Below are 23,099 nucleotides of genomic sequence, written 5' to 3'. Positions count from 1 at the left end.
TTCGGGTGAATGTTGCACTCGCCTTAGCGTAGCGCGCCGCGCGGGCAAGAGGGCGGCGTGAACACGCCGGGCGTTGCGCCGCGCAGGCAATAAAAAAGCGGCCGCGAGGGCCGCTTTCCTAGCGAATTGTCCGGGCCGGTCAGCGCAGCCGCCAGCCCGGAAGAGCGATGGGCTCAGAAGGGACGAATGTCGTCGCCGATGCCGCCGCGGAAAAGGACCTGGAACACGAACATTTGAATTCTCCCGTCGTGCGCCGCGAAAGGCGCGCTCCGGTGGTTAAGGGCGTGTTAAATACGAATCAATCAGGTTTTCTGCGGAGTTTCCGTCGTCCGCCGCCCTGTTTCGGGGCCGTGCTTAACCCTTCCTTCAAGGGTCGCACCTAGGCTTTCGGTCGATGTCGGCACGAAGCGGCCCCCGGGCGCATGGAGCGCACACCGTTGCGGATGCAGCGGTAAGCTCTGGAGAATCTGTGCAATTCTCCGGGGAGGGGGAATCGAATCCGCAGCCGCTGACTCGCCCAACCGTCGGGATCACCATCCCCGCCAGCCTGCGTGCGCTGCGCCGGCGCAGCATGACACCGCGTCCCAAAGCAAGACGCTCGACCACAGAAACCGAAGCGACGGGCTTCTGGCGAATCCTCTGCCTCTGCGAGGTGGCGAATTTCGCGGCGCTCCGCCGGCATCTGGGCCGTCCCCGCGCCGACCTGCTCGCCGGCGACGTCGCGGGCCGTGTGCTCGAGCAATGCGCTGACGTCCGTATCGTCTCGGTGGGACGGAACCTGGTGGAGATCGCGTTCGAGCGCGAGACGATGGATGCGGCCTCGGCCGATCTGGAAACGCTTCGCCAGGCGATGAGCGCGCCTTTCGATTGCGAAGGCGAGCAATTCGAGCTGGATGTGCAGTTCGGTGCCGCCGCGGCGCCTGCAGAGGAGCACGACGAGGTCCGGCTGAGCGAGGCCGCGGAGTCGGCGCTCGATCAGGCGCGGACGGAGCGCCGTCTGGTGATGCTCGATCTTTCGCGGACCGATCTCGCTTTCGATCGGCTGGCGCTGATGCGCGAGCTGCCTCGCGCGATCGCCAGCGGTGAGATGTTCCTGCAGTATCAGCCCAAGGTGAACGTCCGCCGGCAGGTGGTCGCCAGTGCCGAGGCGCTGGTCCGTTGGCAGCATCCTACGCGGGGACTGATCCTGCCCGGCGACTTCGTCTCCGCGGCCGAACAGGCAGGTGCGATAGCTTCGCTCACGCTATGGACGCTGCGGCAGGTGATCGCGGATCAGAAGCTGCTCGCCGCCGACGGACACGATCTCACGCTCTTCATCAACATTTCTGGCACGCTGCTCGCGGATACGGGGTTCGTCGAAGAGGCTTGCGCGATCGTCTCCGAAAGCGGGGCGCGGCTGGGCTTCGAGATCACCGAAACGGCCGTGATCCGCGATCCCGGCACGGCGATCCGCCACCTGCAGAAATTCGCCGACATCGGCGTGTCGCTCGCCATCGACGATTATGGCGCCGGTCTTTCTTCGCTCGCCTATCTCAAGCAGCTGCCGGCGAAGGAGCTGAAGATCGACAAGATGTTCGTGCTTCAGCTCACCAGCAGCAATCGCGATCCGCTGATCGTGCGCTCGACCATCGATCTTGCGCACGCGCTGGAAATGGAAGTGACCGCGGAAGGCGTGGAGACTCCCTCGGCGCTGGCGCTGCTCAGCGTCATGGGCTGCGACATGGTGCAGGGCTTTCTGATCTCGCGCCCGCTCGGCATCGGAGCTTTGCGCGCCTATCTCGCCGAAGAGGGCCACGCCGCGCCCGCGTCGAACGTCAACACGCTTTTCCACCGGCCCGAAAGCTTCTGGAAGCGCGCATGATGCGCGTCCGCCTTATCCAGCTGCTGGCATTTTTCGCCGCATTCTTCGCCTTTCCTGCCTACGCGAGTGACCCTCAGCTGAGGCAAGTAGACAGCATTACGGCACAGGTTCGTGCTGCGATGGTTGCCGCCCCGGCTGATGCGGAAATGCTTTCGGTCAAAGGTGAGCGCGCAGCCGCGGGGATCAGCGACCCTAGGCAGCGCCAACAGGCGATCGTCACTTTTCGGTGGATGCGGGCTGAGGCGCTGGTTCGAGTCGGCAAGCCTGCCCATGCGCGACCTCTCCTAACTCAAGCATTGTCTGCAGCTGAGGCAATGCGGGAGCCCCTCAAGCTTCGAGGGGATATATTGATGTCCTTTGGGAACCTCGAAGCGGTTGAAAACCGCGCTGCTGAAGCGCTGGCGAAATACCAGGCGGCCTTTGAGATATTCCGTCTCGCCGATGAGCGTCGCTCACAGGCTATAGCTCTTCAGAATATCGGCGCTTTATATTACACCGCAAATAATGGCCAAAAAGCTGAACAATATTACCAACAGGCCGCCGAAATATTCAGCGGAGACCTAATGCTTTCTCTGGCTCTCCATAATAATCGTGGAAACGTTTTGCTCTCTCTTGAGAGGTATAGTGAGGCAGATGTAGAATATATAAAAGCTATAAAGGCCGCGAGGGGTATAGGTGACCCCAGGTTAGAGATAAGGGTGCTGGCCAATATCGCGCGAAATCGAATATACATGAAGAATTTTGCAGCCGCGGACGCCGCGATAAAAAGGGCATTTTCGATCGGCTCGAATGTAGATACCGGGACCCAAAAAAAATATCTGTTCGCGGCAGCGGCGTATCTTGCCGTTGAGCGGGGGCAATATGCCCGCGCAGCACGGTTGATAGAGTTGTGCTTCGACGGGTTGGACCTGACGAAGACGTCGCCGGAATTCCGAGGCCCTCATTTCTACGCCCACGAAATCTACACCAAGATCGGCAACCCGCGCCTCGCCCTCGCGCACCTCGAGGCTCTCAAGCGCCTAGACGACGAGGCCGCCAAGGTCGCCACCACCACCAATGCCGCGCTGATGGCTGCGCGCTTCGATTATGCGCAGCAGGAGGCCAAGATCGCCAACCTGCGTGCCGAGGAAGCGCGCCGCACCGCCGCCGCCCAGCGGACGCTGTTCGTCAGCATCGGCAGCGCCGCGCTGGTCGTCCTCGTGCTGCTGGTGATCGCGCTCGTCACGATCCGGCGCAGCCGCAACCAGGTCCGTGCCGCCAACGTCGTGCTCGGCGATACCAATGTCGCGCTCGAAAAGGCGCTCAGGGCCAAGACCGAGTTCCTCGCGACGACCAGCCACGAGATCCGCACGCCGCTCAACGGCATCCTCGGCATGACGCAGGTCATGCTCTCCGATTCAGGCCTCGACCCGCGCGTCCGCGACCGCATCGGTGTCGTCCACGGCGCCGGCGTCACGATGCGCAGCCTCGTCGACGACATCCTCGACGTCGCCAAGATGGAGACGGGCAACCTCACCGTCGACGCCGCGCCGCTCGACCTGCGCGAGACGATGCGCGAAGTCACTCGGCTGTGGGAGGAGCAGGCGCGGGCCAAGGGGCTGGGCTTCACGCTCGATCTCGACCGCGCGCCGCACTGGATCGTGAGCGACGCCGGCCGGCTGCGGCAGGTCGTGTTCAATCTGCTCTCCAATGCCATCAAGTTCACCGAAAAGGGTGCGATCACCGTCACGGCCGCCGAAGAAGGAGGGCGGCTCCGGCTGGTCGTGCAGGACAGCGGAATCGGAATCCCCGCGAGCAAGTTCGGCGAGATCTTCGAATCCTTCCGCCAGGTCGATGCCGGCACCACGCGCCGCTTCGGCGGCACCGGCCTCGGCCTCACCATCTGCCGCAACCTCGCCGAGGCGCTCGGCGGCAGCATCGCAGTGGAGAGCCGCGAAGGCGAGGGGAGCCGCTTCATCGTCGATCTCCCGCTCGAGCGCGCCGACCCGCCGCACGCGGCCAGCGAGACCTCGAACGGTGCCGCCGGGCTGCTCGTGGTCGAGCGCAACCCGATCGCGCGCAGCATGATCCGCACGCTGCTCCAGCCCCATCTCGAACCGCGATTCGCGGCCTCGCTCGACGAGGCGCTGGCGATGATCGCCGCGTACCCGCCCGCGCGCCTGCTCGCCGACGAGGCGACGCTCAAGGTGAGCACCGGGGATGCGCTCGCCGCGCTTCAGGCGCTCGCCGCGGCGGCGTCGGGCTCCGAAGTGACGGTCTTGTGGGCAGCGCCCGACGCCGAAACCCGTGGCCGGTTGGAAGCGTGCGGTCGCGTGCGGGTGCTCCAAAAGCCTGTCGCGTCGGTAGCGCTGCTCGCCGCTTTTGTTCCGGATGACCAACAAAATTTGGCTCCGAACGTCGCAGACTCGCTTGTCTCGCAGGCGGCTTAGCGCGATAGCACACTATATATGAATAATATGGTCGCCTCGCTCTCTTCCAACCGCTCCGGCGGCGCGCGATGAACGTGCTTTTCATCGAAGACGACCCGATGAACCGTCGGGTCGTGAAGGACATGCTCGACGTCGCGGGCGCGACGATGGCCGAGGCGAGCTGGGCCGAGGAGGGGCTGGCGATGATCGACGCCGACACCTTCGACGTGGTGCTGGTCGACCTGCGCATGCCGGGGACCGACGGCTTCGAGACGATCCGCCGCATCCGCGCGCGCGGCGACGCCAAGGGCGAGTTGCCGATCATTGTGGTCACTGCCGACACCGCCATCGACCTGCGCGAGCGCTGCCTCGCGATCGGGGCCGACGACGTGCTGTTCAAGCCGGTGGCGATGGACGCGCTGTTCGATTCGATCGGTCGCGTGCTCGCGATCCGCGGCGGCGGCATCCTCGCCTGAGGGGCGTGGGCTCAGTCCTCCGCGATCTTCGAGTGCTTCTGCGTGTCGCGCATCCTCAGATAGGTGATCAGCGACACGCCGATCATCGCGGTTACGTACCAATAGAAGCCGCGCTCCCACCCGGCGTTCTTCAGCCATAAGGCGACATATTCGGCAGTCCCGCCGAACAACGCATTGGCGATCGCGTAAGGCAGCGCTACGCCCAGGGTGCGGATATGCGCCGGGAAAAGCTCGGCCTTCACCACGGCGTTGATCGACGTATAGCCGGTCACGATCACCAGCGCCCCGAGCATCAGCAGGAAGGCGATCCACGGGTCGCGCACGCCTTCCAGCGCCGTGAAGATCGGATAGGTGAGCAGCACGCCCAGCACGCCGAAGCCCACCATCAGCGGCTTGCGCCCGATCCGGTCCGACAGCGCGCCGGCGATCGGCTGGAGCAGCATGAAGCCGAACAGCGCGCCCGCGTTGATCTGGGACGCCACTTCGCGGCTGAAGCCCGAGGTGTTGACCAGGAACTTCTGCAGGTAGATCGAATAGGCATAGAAGGCGAGCGTGCCGCCCGCGGTCAGCAGCATCACCACCGCCGCCTCGCGCGGATGCTCGGTGAACAGCGCCCAGAAGCTCGACCGGCGGCCCGAAGCCTTGGCATTGTGGAAGCTCTCGGTCTCGGCCAGCCGCCGCCGCATCCAGAACACCAGCACCGCCAGCACGCCGCCGATCGCGAAGGGGATGCGCCAGCCCCATGCCTCCAGCGCCGCCTCGTTCATCGTCGATTGCAGCACGAGCAGCACCAGCAGCGCGATGAGCTGGCCTGAGATCAGCGTCACATATTGGAAGCTCGAGAAGAAGCCGCGGTGCCTCTTGCCCGCCATCTCGGAGAGGTAGGTGGCGCTCGCACCATATTCGCCGCCCACCGACAGCCCCTGCATCAGCCGCGCGAGCACCAGCAGCGCCGGCGCCGCCACCCCGATCGTCGCATAGCCGGGCGTCACTGCGATCAGCAGCGAGCCCGCGCACATCAGCGACACCGAAAGCGTGAGCCCGGCCTTGCGCCCGTAGCGATCGCCATAGACGCCCATCAGCCAGCCGCCGATCGGCCGCATCAGGAAGCCGACCGCGAACACCGCGGCGGTGTTCAGCAATTGCGTGGTCTGGTCGCCCTTGGGAAAGAAGTGCGGCGCGAAATAGAGCGTGAAGGCCGCATAGCTGTACCAGTCGTACCACTCGACGAGGTTGCCGGCGGAACCGCCGAGGATGGAGCGGAGGCGGTGGCCTTGGGCGGATCTGAATTCGTGCATTGTGGACACTATAGCCGCCGCAAGGAACTTCGGAAGCTCCCCCGGTGGGGCAGGCCGTGTCGGGATTGCCTAAGCGCGTGCAGCACGAATGCGAGTTTTGGACTACCGTCATGCCCTGGATAGGCATTGATTTTGCTGACCATGTGCGGTTGCAAAAAAACTTGCCACCATAGGCGGAGCGTGCGAACCGGACCTCGTCCGAAGCGAACTTGCCCAAAATGACGCCGCTTGCCGTCTGCCGAGGTGCGGAAAGAATAGTTCAAGGAGTGTTGTTCGTGATCGTTGAAGTGAAGATAAGATATTAAGTCTGGCGGCATCTTTGCCGCGCACAGGAGGGTCTGTTTTCCTGTTCTCTCCGCTAGATTCTCGTCAGATACGAAACCGGACCAGTCATGAATTTTGCTACTGACCCAAAGATTGTTGTGGTGGGATTGGGCTATGTCGGGTTGCCGCTCGCCGTTGCTCTGGCGGAACGCTTCGATGTTATCGGCCTTGATATCGATTCAAACCGGGTGCGCGAACTTCGCGAAGGGCATGACCGCACGCGGGAAGTGACCGCAGAGCGCCTGCTTGCGTCTCGCCTTGTCTACACCGCAGATGAGGCGGAGGCGCGGGGGGCGGACATCTATATCGTCACGGTCCCGACGCCGGTGCGCGAAGACAATGAGCCTGACCTTCGCCCGATCGTCTCCGCGAGCAACACCGTGGGCCGTATCATCGACCCGGAGCGACCGGCGATCGTGGTTTATGAAAGTACGGTATATCCCGGTGTGACCGAGGATGTCTGCGGCCCGATCCTCGAGAGCCATGGCCTCGTTCGCGGCACCAATTTCTGGCTCGGCTACAGTCCGGAGCGGATCAATCCCGGCGATCGGGAACACACGGTCGATCGTATCGTCAAGGTTGTGGCAGGCGAGACGCCCGAGGTCGCCGATGCGCTGTCGGCGATCTATTCGGCGGTCACGTCAGCAGGTGTCTTCCGCGCCGCTTCGATCAAAGTGGCCGAAGCCGCCAAGGTGATCGAAAATGCGCAGCGCGACATCAATATCGCCTTCATGAACGAGATCACCCGGATCTTCGCCAAGCTCGACCTTTCGGTTTGGGACGTATTGGAAGCCGCCCAAACAAAGTGGAATTTCCTGCGCTTCCAGCCCGGCTTGGTAGGCGGGCACTGTATCGGAGTGGACCCTTTCTATCTTAGCCACGTAGCCCAGGCCCTCGGTCATCAGCCGCACGTCATTCTTGCCGGCCGAAACATTAATGACGGCATGAGCGGATGGATCGTGGAGCAATTGGCCGAGAGGCACGCCGGATCCGCACGCCGCGCTCTGGTGATGGGCATGACGTTCAAGGAAAATGTGCCCGACATTCGCAATTCCAAGGTGATAGGAGTAGTCGAGGGGTTGCGCTCGAAGGGTTTCGACGTGACGGTGCATGACCCGCTCGCTTATCCCGAGGAGGTGCGTCACGAGTATCAACTCGAACTCGATGCGGATGCGCTGGATCGAACCTACGATCTCGTTGTTTGTGCAGTCGCGCACGATGCATATCGGGGGATCGCGGACGAGGCGTTGGCGGGACTGGTGGCTGAAGGCGGGCTGCTGGCCGACCTCAAGGGCGTCTGGCGCGATCGCGCCTTGCCTGCCAGTGTTCAACGATGGTCGTTTTGATAGGGGCGAACCCGCCGGCTCGTCCCTTCGCCGGTGGCGAGCATTAACGCCGCGAAGCGGCCAGTTATTACGATGGGTGGAAAAAACATGTCCGCGCGCACTCCGCTAGGCCGAACCGCCTATAAGAACAGCCGGACGTCCCCCGCTTCGGCGGCGGGTACCGCCGGATCGGGTGCGACGGTATCCCGGAAGCGTACCGTGAACAGCGGTTTGCATTCGGTTCAGCCGAAACGCTTCCTCGCCCGGCTCCGCTATCAACTTTTGTTCGGCCTTCCGGTGGGGGTCATCTGCCCGACCATCGTGTACAACCTTCCACATCTGAGCGATGCAGCGTCCCAGCCGAGCAGTGTCTGGACCTTCGTTGGGACATTGCTCGCCTTCCTCGCGAGCCTCTACTTGTTCCGACGGGTGGCAACCTTTCCCGGTGTGGGCGTGCTGGGGCACGTCCTTCCGACGAGCGTCGCTAGCTATGGGACGATCGTCGCGGTCTTCTTCGCATTCCGCTTCGATTACAGCCGGCTCACCTTCCTCGCGAGCTTCGGTGGCACGGTGATGTTCCTGTTCCTCGTCGGCGGTTATCTCCGGCGCAGCCAAGGGCAGCGCTTCTACCTGGTTCCATCGCCGGCAACCCAGACGCTGCTCGCAGACCCCTCGACCCAATGGATGGTGCTTTCGGAACCCGTACTTCCTCAGGATCCCTATGCCGTCTTCATTGCCGATCTGCGCGCCGATCTCGGCGACGCCTGGGAACGGCTGATCGCCGAAGCTGCCGTCGCCGGGTTCCCAGTCTACCACGTGAAGCAGATCAGCGAGTCCCTCACCGGTCGGGTCGAGATCGAGCATCTGTCTGAGAACAGCTTCGGGTCACTGGTGCCGAATCTCAGCTATCGGTCGGTCAAGCGGTTGGTGGACCTCGCCAGCGCCCTGCTCGCCTTGCCTTTGATATTGGTTCTGGGGTTGATCGTCGGAATCGTGATCAAACTGGAGAGTCCGGGCCCCATGCTGTTCCGGCAGCGCCGCCGCGGCTATCGCGGGGAAGTTTTCGAAGTGATCAAGTTCCGGACGATGACTCATCGGCCGGATTCTGCCGAGGACAGCAAGGACCAGGCGATCACCGTTGTTCGTGACGCGCGCATTACTCGGTTCGGCCAGTTTCTGCGGCGTACCCGCATCGATGAACTGCCCCAGATCTGGAACATCATCCGCGGAGAGATGAGCTGGATCGGCCCGCGTCCCGAGGCGCTCCAACTGTCCGACTGGTATGCGGCGGAGCTACCCTTCTACACCTATCGCCACATCGTGCGACCGGGCATCACCGGTTGGGCCCAGGTAAATCAGGGCCATGTCGCAGAACTCGATGCAGTGAATGAGAAGCTGCATTACGACTTCTATTACATTAAGAATTTCTCGGCCTCGCTCGACCTGCTTATCCTGGGCAAGACCTTCATGACGGTGCTGACCGGCTTCGGCGCGAAATAGCCTATCTGGAGATCGAGATCGCTGATAGGCCGCCGAAATCATTGCCGTTCTCGACATTGCTTCGGGGGCTGAACCGGTGCGCGGCCTCGCGCATCACGGCGTGGCGTGTGCGACCGGTCGGCGAAAGCACGCGCACGCCGCGGAGCGAGACGGACTCGGATGCCCCCCGATCGAAATCGATCGCATAGGCATTGGGCCCGCCGTCCCCGCAATCCACGAACTCGCTGCCGTCCAGCGCAAGGCCGGAGACGTTGAAGACCCCCAGGCCGACCTTCGACGACAGGCCGCAGCGCATGAAGCGATCGGCGATGCGCGCGTTGCGTAGCAACTGGTGCGGCTTGTCGAAGCCCATGATCGATCCGGCGGCATAGTCGCGCCACTCATTGCCTTCGGCGCGTACGCCCTTGGCCGCGTAGAACGCATAGATGCTGCGTCCACCACGACCGCGGTTACCACGCACGATAACGCCCATATCGGGATCGCCGCTGCTCAGCCGCCGGCCGACATCGAGCGAAATCTCGGCTCCGACACCTGCGTAATCCTCGAAGATGTTGTTCTCGATGAGGATCTGCGACGGAAGCGTTCGGACCGCCGCCGAGGTGCTGAGCGCAATCGTCGCGAAATTGCCCCCGACCCGCGCGAATCGGCAATTCCGGACTCGGATGTTGCGCACGCGCGCGAGGGGTGTCTGGTCCGGCTCCATGTCGATTGCGCCGGGCATATCCGGCCGCGTGCAGTTGCGGAAGCTGCAGTTCTCGATCGCGATATCGTCGGCATCGATGATCGAGATCCCGTTGCGGTTCTGGTGATTCACACCGTCGAAGGTGCAGTTGGTCACACGTATCGCGCGGTTGTGCCGCTCCTGTCCTGGGAGCGTGCCCGAGCCGAGATACAAGGCGTCGCCGCGGAATGCCTCGAAGGCGACCCGCGCGATCGAGAGATCCTCCACCCCGTTGAAGTTGAGCAGATGCTCGTGTTCGGCAAAACCGCGCTCGACGGACCAGCCTCGCAGCGTCAAATCGGAAATCTGAATACCCCGAACCGTCGTCGCGCCCGAACCACTGTCGCAGAAGAAGATGTTGGGACGCAGCGCTTCGGTCGCGGCGGGGCGGACGATCGTACGTCCGATCCCGTCGCCGGTAATCACTGCCCCCGGGCCGAGCTCGATGCTGCCGAGAAGATATTCGCCGCTTGGACCTGCCCCCTCACCGGCCGCCAAATGTACCGGACGGCCGGTCGCCAAGGCGCGTCGCAGCGCCGCATTGTCGTCCTTGTCCCCGGCGCCGCGAAACGTCGAAAGCCGTGCCGCGCCCACGCTTGCTCGGCAGGTGCGAACGCTCGCCGCCGCTCCGAGCGATGCGGCAACGGCTCCGACGATCAAGGTGCGGCGCTGGATATGCATTTGCTGCGGTTAGCGAAATCCGCCTGACGCCAAAGTTAACGCGGGCGCCTCGTCGGGAGGCTAGTGGGCGGCGGCGGTCCATTGGACATTGCACGCGTTGGCGATCAGGCGGGGAATGTCCGATAGAGGAATACGCTCCGGCGTCGCCTTCGGGCTTCCGGTATCGAGCATGTAGCCGATCCCATTGTGGCCGCCGTTCTTGATCGCGACGAAGGACACTTCGCTGCGCAGGTCCGCATGGGGAACGTTGTCGACCCGGTATTCGAAGCCTTCCCCGATGTCGTTCGGCCAAGTGAGCACGACGAAAAGATCGTTGCCGCGGTTGTCGACTTCGAACAGCGGCACGCCGTCCTTGGTCTTGATCGCCTCGAGCCGGCGCTGCGCCGCCAGCGCCTGGTCGGCGTCCGTGCAATATACGACGAAGTCGCGCGACATCCGCGGCTCGACCCGCTCCATCGGCACGCCGACCTTCCGCAGAAAGGCCGCGTGATCGTTGAGGCGCCAGTAGAAGGTCACTTCCGGATGGGGGTCTTGATGCAGGCCGGTCGCAAGGAGCAGGCGCGCTTCGGGGAACAAGTTGCGGACCTGGCCCACGATCCGGTCGTAGAGCTCATAGACCTCGAGGACAGGATCGGCGTTCTTGGGCACATACCAGTCAGGATTGCTGTGCGGTCCCGAATAGACGGCCGAATTGAACAAATAGTGATGCTGGATATGCGCCGCCGCGTTGAGGAAAAGCGACGCGAAGTCCGGCCGCTTGCGCTTGACCTCGCCGAGGAACACATCGGCCAGAAGCTGGTCGAGCACCAACGCGCGGGCCCAGGGACGGCGGCGCGCCGCCGACGCGAGGAGCGAGAGATAGACGCCATAGTTGGCCGGTCGGGCATAGGTGCCCATGCCCGCCAGCAGCCATGCCGCAGAGGAGGGGGTCAACCGTGACTGCGCGTTGTCGTTCACCGCTTGAGCGATCGCGTCATACAGTCGCGTGAGGACGGGGGAGCCGGTGACCCGGGTGGGAGTCCAGGGATCGGGGACGAAGAAGGCAGCGTCGCGGCAGCGATTTGGCGCATTCATCGGGCTGATCGCACCAACCTTGAGCCCCTGGTTCTCCAGCGTTTCCCAGATCTGGCGGAGATCCTTGCCAACGGCATCGCCCAGCCGAAACACGCCATGTTCCGCGAAGCTCAGCCCGGTGTGTGCGGTGACCCACTGAATCCAGGGTTCGAGCTCGTCGTAGCGCGTCTCGGAGACTGTTTCGGTAACGCCGTGCTCCGCGATCATCTTGCCCAGCGTGGGAAGCTTGCCTCGATCGGCATACTCACGCACCTGGTCGAAGTTGACCTCGTTGAGCTCGAGCATCAGCACGGACATCGCTTGGTCTCCACAAAACTCGAACGATTGGGCCTCGTTAGCCTTGCGCCGGGATCGGTGCAATCGCGCCGGTAGTCGCGGATTCCATAGGAACTTCCGGGGAAAGGCCCAGCTCACCCAGGATCACTGCGTTGATCTTCACTACGTCAAAACGCTCCTCCGCCAGCACCCGGCTCTGGTGACCCATGCGCGCGATCAGATCCGGCTGTTCGATGAAGCGCAGCATCGCCTGAGCAAGTGCCTGCGCGTCGCGGACGGGAACCAGGAAGCCGTTGACGCCCTCGATAACCGTATCACGACATCCGGGCGCGTCCGTCGTGATAACTGCGCGGCCGACCGCCATCGCTTCCTGCGTGCTCCGCGGCTTTCCTTCGCGGTAGGAGGGCAGAACGTACACGCTGGATTGGGCGATCCAGGGCCTGACATCGTCGACATGGCCCAGCCATTCGATGATCCCGTCGCGAACCCAGTCGGAGACTTCGTCGCGTGAGAGGCCGCCGGGATTGGGGTCTACATCCCCCAGCAACAGGAAGCGCGCTTCGGGATGACGCGAGCGGACGATGCGCGCGGCGGCCGCATATTCGTAGATGCCCTTTTCGCGCAGCAGCCGCGCCATCAGGAGGAAGGTGGGCGGAGATTCGATCGGTGGCGAAACGGCAAGCGCGGTGAGATCGACGCCCGTGCCATTGAGACGCACTACCTTATCGGGATCGATCAGGCCGGCGTCGACGAACTGTGCGACGTCGTCCTCGTTCTGGAAGAACACGCGCCGGCATGCAGAGAAGGCGACCTTGTAGAGCACCGAGGCCACGACCTTGAGCACCCTGCGCTTGAGCGTCTCGCGCGTTCCATCGGGCGTGAATACATAGCCGAGCCCCGCGACCATGGCGAAGCGACGCGGGATGCCCGCGAAGCGCGCTGCCAGGCTGCCGTAGATCACGGGCTTGATGAAGTAGGAGAAGGTCGCGTCCGGCTTGAGCTGGCGCAACTGCTTCCACAAGCGCACGGCATCGATGAAATCGCGCGCCGGGCGCATGCCGGTGCGCTCCATCGAAATGTCGATGGCTTCCGCACCGAGGCGGATGACGGCAGCGCGCGTCTTTTCGTCGAAGTCCGGCGCAAGCGCATAGACATGGATGCCCCGCGCCACGAGCGCGCTGATCAATGGCCCGCGGAAATTGGGCAGCGACAGGCCGTAGCTGGTGACCAGTGCGATCGAACGGATCGTCGTCTGCGGCCGCTCGGCGCGCGCAAGGGCTTGAGTCATCTTCTCCTCACAAGGGCGGCTGAGCGCCGAACGTCGCCGGCAGTGCCGGGGCGGTCGGAAGATCCGGAGGGCAGCCTCTAGCCGATGCACGACTGGCGTCCTAGAGGGCACGCGTAACAATCTGGAGATCGGCGTGGAGCAGCAGGTTCGGAAAGTCGTGATAACCGGCGCAGCAGGTCTCGTCGGCCAAAATCTGGTTCACCGGCTGCTCCAGCGGGGGATCGACATCGTAGCGATCGACAAGAACGAGCATAATGCCGCCATCCTCGCGCAGCAGCACCCGCAGGTCGAAGTCGTGGTCGCCGATCTGGCGGAGTCCGGGCCGTGGCAAGAGCGGTTCGCCGGGTGTGAGGCGCTGATTTCCTGCCACGCGCAGATCGGCGGGCTCGAGGCGGAGGAGTTCATCCGGAACAACATCGACGCGAGCCGGCTGGTGATCGAGGCCGCCCGCGCGAATGGCATCGGCTACCTCGTCAACATCTCCTCCTCGGTGGTCAATTCGCAGGCGATCGACAATTACACCGAGACCAAGAAGGCGCAGGAGGCGCTCGTCCTGGCGTCCGGCATCGAGCAGGTGGTGTTGCGGCCGACGCTGATGTTCGGCTGGTTCGACCGCAAGCATCTGGGCTGGCTGGCGCGCTTCATGCAGCGCTCGCCCGTCTTCCCGGTGCCGGGCAGCGGCCGTTATCTCCGTCAGCCGCTCTACGTCGGCGATTTCTGCGACATCATCATCGCGGCGCTCGATCGCCGGGTCACGGGCAGCTACAACATCTCGGGCCAGGAGAAGATCGACTATATCGATCTCGTGCGCGCGGTGAAGCGGGCGGTGCGCTCGCGGACCCGGATAGTGCGCATTCCCTATCGCGCGTTCTGGCTGCTGCTGAAGACCTATGCGCTCTTCAGCAGCAATCCTCCCTTCACCGCAAAGCAACTCGAGGCGCTCGCCACGCCCGACGTGTTCGAGGTTATCGACTGGCCCGGGATCTTCGGCGTACGGGCAACGCCGCTCGCCGAAGCGCTGGAAGAGACCTTCCAGCATCCGGTCTATTCGAGCGTGACTCTGCGCTTTTAGGCCGGGATCACCTGGCCAGCGCCGCGGCGAACCCCGGTTCGAAGCGGATCGCGCGAAACGCCACCTGATCCGCGCGGAAGGCGGGCGCCGCGATGCTGCTTCCGCCGATCCGGAACGCCACCACCCGGCGAACCGCGCCGGGAGCGCGGGTCGGCTCCAACATCGCCGCGGCACCTGCGAGATTGTCCGGGCTCAGGTCGGTGGCGAGCGGCGAAATCACGAATCCGGTGCGCGCCATCCCCGGGACGAAGCGGAAGCCGGCTTCGCTGCCGTCCTCGTAGCGCAGCGTGATCGTCAGCATCGGTTCGCGGCCCGCGAAGGCGATGATCCTCCCGGCGAGCGTGCGGTCGACTGCAATGCTGGCGGTAATCGTCGCGCCTTCCGCCTTCGGCACCGGCACCCATTCGCCCAGCGAGAACGCGCGTTTGCCGAGGTCGATCGCGCTTTCCTTGCGCGGGGCGGCGCGGTGTCGCAGCACCAGTCCCAGCCGGCTCGTGGCGACTGCGTCGTACCAGCGCACCAGCACCGGGAGCGTGGGCCCGGTGGCGAGCGTGGGCAACCGGTTGTCGATGTCGCCGATCTTGAGGAACACGGTGTCGGGCGCCGTTGCCGGGTTCGCGAAATGCCCGGCATCCAGAGCCTGAAGGCGCGGCGTGTAGGAGGAATAGCTCTGCGGAACCGGGCGCGGCTGATAGTGCGCGCCACCGAGGACGGCGGGGCCGATCTCGGTCGGGATCACGTCGACCGAGCCTCTGACGCCGCTCGGCAGCTCGTTCGCGATCGCGCGCTCCGCCGCGCGGCGCGCCTCGGTTGTGGCGTTCCAATGGCTCGGTAGCAGCCAGGCAAGCGTTTCGAACGGCCGGCTGGCGAGTTGTCCGGCATATGCAATCGGCTTCAGGCCGTTCCGATGGAAATAGATCGCTGCGTTGACGCCGGCGGCAGGCACCAGCGTTCCCGCGAACAGTACTGCGAACACCAGTTGCTCGACTTTCGCCAATGGCCGCACCGCGCCGAGATAGGCGAGCAGCATGGGGGTCATCAGCACCAGCGTGAACCACGTGTTGAGGATGTGCAGGTCTTGGCGGACGTGGCCCATCTTGAACGCGATGAACAGCGTCCAGGCCACGGCGCCCGCCAGGAACAAAGATTCGAGTTGCGCCGCGATTGGCGCCGGCAGCGCGACTGCGCGCTCGGTCGAATTCCAACCGTCACGGCGCCGGAACCAGAGCCACCCCAACGCCGCGGAGATCACGGCGATCGCGGCATAAGCGGCGAGCATCGGATATATCCCACCGAAATCGGACTGCATCGCGCCATCATAGCCGCCGACGATCTCGCCGATGTTGGCCAGCAGCGCCGGCAGCATCGATAGCGTGTGGCCAGTCAGCAGCGCCCCCGCCAGCACCACCAGCGCCGCTACGATCGTGAGCAGGGGAAACCGCCGGAAGGCGAGCAGCCGGTAGGCGTCCGCGAGCAGCAGATAGGGCAGGGCGGCCATGGCGTAGGAGAATTTGGAGAGGAAGAAGGGGGCGATCAGCGCGGTCGCGATTACCGGCCCCATGCGCCGGCTGCGCAGGCTCCAGAGGAAGATGCCCAGCAGCGCCGCTGTGAAGCGCGCGTCGATGCTTAGCCGGTCCAGCGCCACGGCGACGATCGCTGCGAGATAGAAGGCGAGCACTGCCCAGCTGCGATTCCACAGCAAGGGAACGAAGAACAGCAGCGTCAGCAGGAAGTCGCCGAGGAGGGTAAAGGCGTAAGTCTGCGGATCGTAGAAGCGCGAGGCGAGGAAGCCGAACGGGCCGTAGCTGAAAATGAAATCGCGGCCGAATATCGCCCCGCTTCGTGCGGCATGCTCGACCGCGAGCATCCACGATGGGTCCAGGTCCATGCTCGGCAACATGGGCGCCGGAAGCTGCAGCAGCAGCCCCAACGCCACCAAGGTCAGCACCGCCCCGCGCGGAGCCTTTCCTGCCAAAATCTCCATCAAGCCCCCCAAGGACGCCGCGGCTCATGCAGCAGCCACGCAAAGCCCGCCGGGCCTCTCGGGCTGCGCACGAATTTGTGACCGTCGGCCGACTATATCTTCCTGGGGTTCCTGCCTTTATTGCTGACGTTGCGCAACCAGTTCGGTTGCAATGCGGAATAATCCGGCTATGGACTTGCCGAAACCGGCACCGAGTGTGCCGATAGGCGGGCAGCCGACAACGCATTTAGGCCAGGAAGGGCGGGATGGCATCTGTCATTGTGGTCGGCGCAGGAGCCATGGGGCTCGCCGCCGCGTACCATGCCGCCAAGGCGGGGCACCGCGTCACGGTGCTGGAAGCCGGAGCCGAGCCCGGCGGGATGGCCGCGCATTTCGATTTCGACGGCCTTTCGATCGAGCGCTTCTACCACTTCGTGTGCAAGGCCGATCAGCCGACCTTCGACCTGATGGAGGAACTCGGGCTGGGCGACAGCATGCGCTGGCGCGACACGAGCATGGGCCTGTTCACCGGCGGTCGCCTCCACACCTGGGGGAATCCGCTCGCGCTGCTGCGCTACCCCGGGATCGATCTGATCTCGCGCCTGCGATACGGTCTGCTTGCCTTCGTCTCCACCCGGCGCGAGCGTTGGGATGCGCTGGAGAAGCAATCCGCCCGCGAATGGATCGAGCGATGGAGCGGGCGTAAGGTCTATGACCGACTCTGGAAGCCGCTCTTCGACCTCAAGTTCTTCGAATATGCGGACAATGTCTCCGCCGCCTGGATATGGACGCGCGTCAAGCGTGTAGGCCGGTCGCGCAAGTCGATCTTTCAGGAGGAACTGGGCTATATCGAAGGCGGCAGCCAGACGTTGGTGGATCGCCTGGTCGACCGGATCGAGGCCCTGGGCGGCACCGTGCGCCTCTCGAGCCCGGTCGGCGAGATAACCGCTTCCGACGGCAAGGTGACCGGCGTGCGCGTGGGAGAGGAATTCCTTCCGGCGGACGCAGTGATCTCCACGGTGCCGACGCCGCTGATCTCGCGCATGGTCCCCGCGCTGCCCCAGGAATGGAAGGACAAGTACGATGCGATCGAGAACATCGGCGTGGCGTGCCTGCTCTTCAAGCTGCGCAAGCAGGTCACTCCGCATTTCTGGGTGAACATCGTCGAGCCCGATATCGAGATCCCGGGGATCATCGAATTCTCCAACCTTCGGCCGGTCGGCGAGACGGTGGTGTTCGTGCCCTATTACATGCCCGTCACGCATCCCAAATTCTCCTGGCCGGACGCGCGCCTGGCCGAGGAAGCCTTCGGCTATCTCAAGCGGATCCAGCCCGCCCTCACCGAGGATGACGTCATCGCCACCCAGGTCGGTCGCCTCCGCCACGCCCAGCCGGTCTGCGAGCCGGGCTTTGCGGCGAAGATCCCGCCGGTCGAGACTCCGATCGCCGGCCTCCAGATCGCGGATACCTGCTTCTACTACCCCGAGGACCGGGGTATTTCCGAAAGCGTCCGGCTCGCCAAGGAGATGGCCGAACGTATTTCAACTGACGCACGCCCAGCATAGGATGGCCGCCTTGGTAGACCTGAAGCAACTCTATGACATTCGGTTTCACCAGACCGGCCTCGAAAAGCGCCGCGCCGTTTGGCGCGTGCTCTGCGAGAGCTTTTTCTCCAAGATCGTGCCGGCTGACGCCACCGTGTTGGACCTCGCCTGCGGTTATGGCGAGTTCATCAACGCGATTCCGGCGCGGGAGAAATATGCCGTCGACCTGAACGAGGACGCCGCGCGCAACCTCAATCCCGACGTGAAGTTCGTGCAGACCTCGGCTCTCGATCTCTCGGCGCTTCCCAAGGGCGCGATGGATGTCGTCTTCACGTCCAATTTCCTCGAGCACTTCCACAGCAAGTCTGATCTGGACCTGCTGTTTCGCCAAGTCGTCACGTTGCTGAAGCCGGGCGGCCGGTTCGTCGTCGTCGGGCCCAACATCCGCTATGCCTATCGCGAATATTGGGACTTCTACGACCATTATCTCCCGCTCTCGCACCTGTCCCTGACGGAGGGGCTGATGCTCGCCGGGTTGGAGCCGGAGCGGGTGATCGATCGCTTCCTGCCCTACACGATGCAGGGGCGCCTGCCGACAGGCGATCTGCTGGTACGGGCATATCTCGCCATGCCCTTTGCCTGGCGCTTCTTCGGCAAGCAGTTCTTGGTGATCGCCCGAAAGCCGGCATGAACGGGCGCATGCGCTTGGCGTTGTTCATTTTGATCGGGGGAGGTGCGTCCCTGGTCAATCTCCTCGCGCGCATGGCCATCGATTATGTGACGTCGTTCGAAGTCGCCATCGTGCTCGCCTTCCCCATCGCGCTGACCACTGCCTTCCTGCTCAACCGCGCATTCGTCTTCCAGGGCGCCGGCGGGCCGTGGTACCGTCAATATTGGCGTTTCCTGCTCGTGAACCTCGTCGCCCTGGTGCAAGTGTTCGCTATCAGCGTCGGTCTTGCGCGGTTCGTTTTCCCGGCGATCGGCTTCTTGTGGTATCCCGACACGGTGGCGCACGCGGTCGGCTTGGTGAGTCCGATCCTCACCAGCTACTGGGCGCACAAGCATTTTTCCTTCTCGCCCGCGCGCGCGGCTCCGGATGCGTCATGACCGATCTCATGGGTTCAAAGGAGGATGCGGGCGGGCTCGTCCCTCTGGTCGTCGACGTCGATGGCACGCTTGCGCGCACCGATTTGTTGCATGAAGCAGCACTGCAGTTCGTTTCGCGCCATCCACTAGAGACGTGGCGGCTGTTCCAGTGGACGCTTGCCGGAAAGGTCCGGCTCAAGGCTGCGCTCGCCGAGCGCGTCGATCACCGCGGCAACGAAGTGCCGCTCGACGAACAAGTCGTGGCGGCCATCCGTCAGGCCCAGGGGGAGGGTCGTCCGGTCTATCTCGCATCGGCCTCACATGCCCGATATGTCGAGCAGATCGCCGAGCGGATCGGCGGGATCGCAGGGATCTTTGCGACCGACGAAAGTCGCAACCTCAGCGGGGCACGCAAGGCCGAATGCCTGAACCAGGCGTTCGGGGTCTTTGGATATGACTATATCGGCAACGCAGCCGTCGATTTCGCCGTCTGGCATTCGTCGCGCACGCCCATGCTGGTGTCCACCACCCGACGCTTTCGGGACCGGGTTACCCGCACCTTTCCGCACGCGCAGCCGGTCGCGCACAATCCCGTGGCCCTTCGATCCTATCTTCGGCTCTTGCGCCCGCATCAATGGGCGAAGAACCTGCTGCTGTTTCTGCCACTCGTGGCGGGGCACAGCTTCGACGCGGCGTCGATCCTGCGTGCTGCCATTGCGTTTCTGTGCTTCTGCATGGCTGCATCCAGCGCCTACATCATCAACGACCTGCTCGATCTGCCGGGTGATCGCGCCCACCGCCGGAAGCGGCTGCGGCCGCTCGCATCGGGAGCAATACCAGTCAGCCACGGTCCCCCGATTGCGCTCGTCCTGCTCCTCGGGGCGCTCGGTGGATCGCTCTTCCTGCCGCCGTGGTTCTCGGCGGTGCTCGCCCTCTACGTCGCCTTGACGCTGCTCTATTCGCTCTACCTCAAGCGCCGCGTGCTCATCGACGTGATCGCGCTGGGGGCTCTGTACACGATCCGGGTTCTGGGCGGCGTCGCCGCAGCTGGCACCGAGGAATCGCCTTGGCTGATGATGTTCAGCCTGTTCCTGTTCCTCAGCCTCGCGGTCGTGAAGCGCTGCTCGGAACTCGTGGTCCAGCGCAATGCCGGCAAGACCGCCACGATCGGCCGCGGGTACCGGACGGAGGATCTTGCGGTGCTGGTGGGGCTGGGGGCCGCATCGGGATATACCTCGGTGCTCGTGATCGCGCTCTATATCGCCAGTCCCGAAGTCCAGATGCTTTATCGCCACCCCGAGAGGTTGTGGCTGATCTGCCCGCTAATTCTCTACTGGATCAGTCGCGTGCTGCTCTTGTCCTACCGCGACGAACTGCACGACGATCCCGTCGTATTCGCACTCAAGGACAGGGCGAGCTGGATCGTCGGGCTTTGCACCGGCGCGGTGGTAGCCTTCGCCGTATGACCGCAATGGCGAGCCGCTCCGAGCGCCTGTCCGGCTGGGGCCGCTATCCGGTGGCAACGTGCAGCGTGGCCGATGCGTCGACCGTTGAGGACGTCCGCCGAACCCTCGCGGTCAGCCCGCAGCTGATCGGCCGGGGTCTCGGCAGGTCCTATGGCGATTCGAGCTTGAACCCGGATCGGACGCTTCGGTTCACGGGAATGGACCGGGTGCTTGCCTTCGACGCGGACACCGGGCGGACCGTCTGCGAGGCTGGACTCAGCCTGGACGCCCTCATCGATCTCTTCTTACCGCGGGGCTGGTTCGCGCCAGTCACTCCGGGCACCAAGTTCGTTACGGTCGGTGGAATGATCGCCAGCGACGTCCATGGCAAGAACCACCATCGCGATGGAAGCTTCTGCGACCATGTCGAGTGGATCGAGTTGCTGCTGCCCGAACGCGGCTTGGTCCGTTGCTCGCGGGACGAGCACCGCGACCTGTTCGAGGCGACGTGTGGTGGCATGGGGCTCACTGGGGCGATCGTGCGGGCCTGCTTCCGCCTCTTGCGTGTGCCCACCGCCTCGATCCGGCAACGAACCGCGCGCGCGCGCGACCTGGATGCTCTTCTTACGCTTGCCGAGGAGTCGCTTGACTGGACCTATTCGGTGGCCTGGGTCGACTGTCTAGCAAAGGGGCGTTCGCTGGGCCGGTCAGTGCTTTTCCTCGGCGAGCATGCCCGGGTGGACGAACTACCGGCTGCCCATCGCAGCGATCCCCTGGCGCGGCGCGCGCGCCGGCGGAAGTCGGTCCCGCTGGACCTCCCGTCCTTCGTGCTCGGCCCCTTGTCCGTCCGTCTATTCAACGAGCTCTACTACTTCCGCCAAAAGGCGGGCGAGGCGGTCGTCGACCTCGATCCTTATTTCTATCCGCTGGACGCGGTCGGAGATTGGAACCGCATCTATGGCCGCCGCGGCTTCGTCCAATATCAATGCGTGTTGCCGCTTGAGAACAGCCGGCAGGGGTTGATCAGCCTGCTTGAGGCGATTTCTGGCGCGGGGCAGGGGTCCTTCCTCGCTGTGCTCAAGCGAATGGGGGGCCAATCTTCGGGCATGCTGTCCTTCCCCCGGCCGGGCTATACCCTCGCGCTCGACTTTCCGCTGGCGGCGGGGACGCTGGCGCTGCTCGATCGGCTCGACGCTATCACCGTGGCGCATGGTGGGCGCGTTTATCTCGCAAAGGATGCCCGGATCTGTGCGGAGCGCTTCGCTGCCGGCTACCCGCGGCTCCAGGAGTTCCGGGACACTCGGCGCCGCTGGAACCTCGACCAGCGGTTCCGTTCCCTTCAATCCGAGCGTTTGGGAATTTGATGACACAGCCGCTTTCTCCCGTCCTGATCGTGGGCGGCCGTTCCGACATGGCACGCGCGCTGGCGCGAGCTTATGCGGCGGCCGGATGCGAGATCATCCTCGCCGCACGCCGATCCGCGGAGTTGCAGGACGACTGCAGCGATATCTCAATCCGCCATGGAGTCGCGGCGCGCGCGGTGGAGCTCGATGTCGTCGCAGACGACGCGGATGACTTCTTCCGCGATCTCGGCGCTGAACCCGGAACCGTGGTGATGGTCGTCGGCCTGCTCGGCGACCAGGCCGCGGCGGTCCAGGACGATGCCCTGGCGGAAGCGATCATGGCGAGCAATTACGTGGGGCCCGCGCGCTTCCTGCTCGCAGCAGCACGCGTGATGCGCCGGGAGGGCGCGGCGATAATCGGGATCAGCTCCGTCGCGGGCGATCGCGGCCGGGGCTCCAACCTGGTCTATGGCTCAGCCAAGGCTGGGTTCACTGCTCTTCTTTCAGGGCTTCGCAATCAGCTGGCGACGCGCGGAATCCATGTGATGACGGTCAAGCCCGGCTTCGTGGCAACGCGCATGACGGCCGGGATGGACCTTCCCAAGCCGCTCACTGCCCAGCCAGAGGAAGTCGCCCGGCGTGTGCTCGCCGCCCATCGCCGTGGCCGCAACGAGATTTACGTCAAGCCTGTCTGGCGTCCGATTATGCGGATCATCAGGGAGATCCCGGAGCCGCTATTCAAGCGTATGAAGCTCTAGCGGGTTCGTGCCTGCCGCCGGCGCAGGGTGCGGACGAGGCTCTGGCTGAGGACGAACAGCAGCAAGCCTGTCGTCGCCACAATGCTGATCAGCGCGAGGATAGCCATCGCATTCTCGCGCCAGGCCGCGGGCACGAGCGCGGCATCCGCGGCCCGCGCGGCGACATAGCCGGGCGCCAGCGTGACGGGCACCCAGATCATTCCGGAGAGCGTATTCAACGACCAGAAGCGGCGCCTGTCCATGCCGATCGATCCGGCGACGAGCGGCAGCAGCGAGTGCAGCGGGCCGAGCGCGTAGCGGCCGAGGATCACCGCATGGGGGCCATAGGCGCGCAGGAATAGCCGGACGCGCGCCATCGAGCGGCGCTGGCGGCGCAGCCAGACGATCCTGCCTAGCCGGCCGCGAAGCCGGCGACCCGCCATATAGGAGAGGCCATAGCCGGCGATCGCGCCTGCGATGGCGCCGGGAATGATCGCCCAAGGGCTGATCCGGCCGGCGCCCAGCAATCCGCCCATCAGCAGCAGGATCGGCGTGGCGGGCAGGACAACACCCACGAAAGCTGTCGATTCGGCAAGGGCAACGAGCACGAAGGCGAGCGCAACCAATCCTGCATGCGTGGTTACCGCGCTATCCATCCAGTGCAGGAGCTGGTCCAC

The 23,099-nt window shown here is 64.2% G+C and carries 18 protein-coding genes and 1 pseudogene; 13 read left to right on the top strand and 6 right to left on the bottom strand.

Annotated features, from left to right (window positions below):
* Positions 1 to 469: 469 nt before the first annotated feature.
* The 4 genes and pseudogenes from J7500_RS06930 to J7500_RS06920 all read left to right on the top strand — a co-directional run bounded on the left by J7500_RS06930 (position 470) and on the right by J7500_RS06920 (position 4,745).
* Positions 470 to 1,861 (top strand): GGDEF domain-containing phosphodiesterase, encoded by a 1,392-nt coding sequence (locus J7500_RS06930; RefSeq protein ID WP_294060898.1) that lies wholly within the window; start codon positions 470 to 472, stop codon positions 1,859 to 1,861.
* A pseudogene (locus J7500_RS18535) lies at positions 1,858 to 2,400 on the top strand (tetratricopeptide repeat protein); the annotation flags it as partial. The gene J7500_RS06930 and the pseudogene J7500_RS18535, both read left to right, overlap by 4 nt.
* A 363-nt stretch (positions 2,401 to 2,763) precedes the next feature.
* Positions 2,764 to 4,290, top strand: a complete 1,527-nt coding sequence (locus J7500_RS06925) for an ATP-binding protein (protein ID WP_294060897.1) — start codon at positions 2,764 to 2,766, stop codon at positions 4,288 to 4,290.
* Positions 4,291 to 4,358: 68 nt separating this feature from the next.
* Positions 4,359 to 4,745 (top strand): response regulator, encoded by a 387-nt coding sequence (locus J7500_RS06920; RefSeq protein ID WP_294060896.1) that lies wholly within the window; start codon positions 4,359 to 4,361, stop codon positions 4,743 to 4,745.
* An 11-nt stretch (positions 4,746 to 4,756) separates the two neighbouring features.
* Here J7500_RS06920 and J7500_RS06915 read toward each other — a convergent pair whose 3' ends face one another.
* Positions 4,757 to 6,043 carry an MFS transporter gene (locus tag J7500_RS06915; protein WP_294060895.1) on the bottom strand — a complete coding sequence of 429 codons (1,287 nt, stop codon included), beginning with the start codon at positions 6,041 to 6,043 and terminating at the stop codon, positions 4,757 to 4,759.
* Positions 6,044 to 6,468: 425 nt separating this feature from the next.
* On the opposite strand from J7500_RS06915, the gene J7500_RS06910 reads away from it, so the two are divergent.
* The gene (locus tag J7500_RS06910) at positions 6,469 to 7,713 is read left to right on the top strand and encodes a nucleotide sugar dehydrogenase (RefSeq protein WP_294060894.1); all 1,245 of its coding nucleotides are present in this window, start codon (positions 6,469 to 6,471) and stop codon (positions 7,711 to 7,713) included.
* A 198-nt stretch (positions 7,714 to 7,911) separates the two neighbouring features.
* Positions 7,912 to 9,192 carry a sugar transferase gene (locus tag J7500_RS06905; protein ID WP_294060893.1) on the top strand — a complete coding sequence of 427 codons (1,281 nt, stop codon included), beginning with the start codon at positions 7,912 to 7,914 and terminating at the stop codon, positions 9,190 to 9,192.
* A gap of 1 nt (position 9,193) precedes the next feature.
* Here the strand turns inward: J7500_RS06905 and J7500_RS06900 are convergent, their stop codons facing one another.
* From J7500_RS06900 to J7500_RS06890, 3 genes are read right to left on the bottom strand one after another with little or no spacing between them, the layout of a single operon-like run.
* Complete coding sequence (locus J7500_RS06900; protein ID WP_294060892.1) at positions 9,194 to 10,594, bottom strand: right-handed parallel beta-helix repeat-containing protein; 1,401 nt, start codon at positions 10,592 to 10,594, stop codon at positions 9,194 to 9,196.
* A 60-nt stretch (positions 10,595 to 10,654) separates the two neighbouring features.
* Complete coding sequence (locus J7500_RS06895; RefSeq protein ID WP_294060891.1) at positions 10,655 to 11,965, bottom strand: alkaline phosphatase family protein; 1,311 nt, start codon at positions 11,963 to 11,965, stop codon at positions 10,655 to 10,657.
* Between the two features lie 37 nt (positions 11,966 to 12,002).
* Complete coding sequence (locus J7500_RS06890) at positions 12,003 to 13,322, bottom strand: glycosyltransferase family 4 protein (protein ID WP_294060890.1); 1,320 nt, start codon at positions 13,320 to 13,322, stop codon at positions 12,003 to 12,005.
* 43 nt (positions 13,323 to 13,365) lie between these two features.
* Here J7500_RS06890 and J7500_RS06885 point away from each other — a divergent pair, with 43 nt between their 5' ends.
* Entirely contained in the window at positions 13,366 to 14,304 is a 939-nt protein-coding gene (locus J7500_RS06885) for an NAD(P)-dependent oxidoreductase (protein ID WP_294060889.1), read from the top strand.
* Positions 14,305 to 14,311: 7 nt separating this feature from the next.
* Here the strand turns inward: J7500_RS06885 and J7500_RS06880 are convergent, their stop codons facing one another.
* On the bottom strand, positions 14,312 to 16,288 hold the full coding sequence (locus J7500_RS06880) for a hypothetical protein (RefSeq protein WP_294060888.1): 1,977 nt from the start codon (positions 16,286 to 16,288) through the stop codon (positions 14,312 to 14,314).
* A gap of 245 nt (positions 16,289 to 16,533) precedes the next feature.
* Here J7500_RS06880 and J7500_RS06875 point away from each other — a divergent pair, with 245 nt between their 5' ends.
* Genes J7500_RS06875 through J7500_RS06850 form a run of 6 tightly spaced genes read left to right on the top strand, consistent with a single transcriptional unit; the run spans position 16,534 to position 22,443 of the window.
* Positions 16,534 to 17,832 carry an NAD(P)/FAD-dependent oxidoreductase gene (locus J7500_RS06875; RefSeq protein WP_294060887.1) on the top strand — a complete coding sequence of 433 codons (1,299 nt, stop codon included), beginning with the start codon at positions 16,534 to 16,536 and terminating at the stop codon, positions 17,830 to 17,832.
* A 10-nt stretch (positions 17,833 to 17,842) separates the two neighbouring features.
* Positions 17,843 to 18,502, top strand: a complete 660-nt coding sequence (locus tag J7500_RS06870) for a bifunctional 2-polyprenyl-6-hydroxyphenol methylase/3-demethylubiquinol 3-O-methyltransferase UbiG (RefSeq protein WP_294060886.1) — start codon at positions 17,843 to 17,845, stop codon at positions 18,500 to 18,502.
* Positions 18,503 to 18,510: 8 nt separating this feature from the next.
* The gene (locus tag J7500_RS06865; RefSeq protein ID WP_294060884.1) at positions 18,511 to 18,918 is read left to right on the top strand and encodes a GtrA family protein; all 408 of its coding nucleotides are present in this window, start codon (positions 18,511 to 18,513) and stop codon (positions 18,916 to 18,918) included.
* Positions 18,915 to 20,363 (top strand): UbiA family prenyltransferase, encoded by a 1,449-nt coding sequence (locus tag J7500_RS06860; RefSeq protein ID WP_294060883.1) that lies wholly within the window; start codon positions 18,915 to 18,917, stop codon positions 20,361 to 20,363. Before J7500_RS06865 ends, J7500_RS06860 begins: the two co-directional genes overlap by 4 nt.
* Positions 20,360 to 21,706, top strand: coding sequence for an FAD-binding oxidoreductase (locus J7500_RS06855; RefSeq protein WP_294060882.1), 1,347 nt, complete (start codon positions 20,360 to 20,362; stop codon positions 21,704 to 21,706). Before J7500_RS06860 ends, J7500_RS06855 begins: the two co-directional genes overlap by 4 nt.
* The gene (locus J7500_RS06850) at positions 21,706 to 22,443 is read left to right on the top strand and encodes an SDR family oxidoreductase (protein ID WP_294060881.1); all 738 of its coding nucleotides are present in this window, start codon (positions 21,706 to 21,708) and stop codon (positions 22,441 to 22,443) included. Before J7500_RS06855 ends, J7500_RS06850 begins: the two co-directional genes overlap by 1 nt.
* On the opposite strand, the gene J7500_RS06845 is transcribed toward J7500_RS06850, so the two are convergent.
* Entirely contained in the window at positions 22,440 to 23,099 is a 660-nt protein-coding gene (locus J7500_RS06845) for a VTT domain-containing protein (protein ID WP_294060880.1), read from the bottom strand. The genes J7500_RS06850 and J7500_RS06845 overlap by 4 nt on opposite strands.

This window comes from Sphingomonas sp. (assembly GCF_017744835.1).
Classification (GTDB): Bacteria; Pseudomonadota; Alphaproteobacteria; order Sphingomonadales; family Sphingomonadaceae; genus Sphingomonas.
The sequence above is the reverse complement of the archived record's forward strand: the minus strand, read 5'-3'. Positions and strand labels throughout refer to the sequence as shown.

Coding starts and splice junctions, on each gene's coding strand:
- J7500_RS06920 (WP_294060896.1), top strand. CDS start 4,359: ATGAACGTGCTTTTCATCGAAGACGACCCGATGAACCGTCGGGTCGTG.
- J7500_RS06915 (WP_294060895.1), bottom strand. CDS start 6,043: ATGCACGAATTCAGATCCGCCCAAGGCCACCGCCTCCGCTCCATCCTC.
- J7500_RS06900 (WP_294060892.1), bottom strand. CDS start 10,594: ATGCATATCCAGCGCCGCACCTTGATCGTCGGAGCCGTTGCCGCATCG.
- J7500_RS06895 (WP_294060891.1), bottom strand. CDS start 11,965: ATGTCCGTGCTGATGCTCGAGCTCAACGAGGTCAACTTCGACCAGGTG.
- J7500_RS06880 (WP_294060888.1), bottom strand. CDS start 16,288: ATGGAGATTTTGGCAGGAAAGGCTCCGCGCGGGGCGGTGCTGACCTTG.
- J7500_RS06875 (WP_294060887.1), top strand. CDS start 16,534: ATGGCATCTGTCATTGTGGTCGGCGCAGGAGCCATGGGGCTCGCCGCC.
- J7500_RS06865 (WP_294060884.1), top strand. CDS start 18,511: ATGCGCTTGGCGTTGTTCATTTTGATCGGGGGAGGTGCGTCCCTGGTC.
- J7500_RS06860 (WP_294060883.1), top strand. CDS start 18,915: ATGACCGATCTCATGGGTTCAAAGGAGGATGCGGGCGGGCTCGTCCCT.
- J7500_RS06855 (WP_294060882.1), top strand. CDS start 20,360: ATGACCGCAATGGCGAGCCGCTCCGAGCGCCTGTCCGGCTGGGGCCGC.
- J7500_RS06850 (WP_294060881.1), top strand. CDS start 21,706: ATGACACAGCCGCTTTCTCCCGTCCTGATCGTGGGCGGCCGTTCCGAC.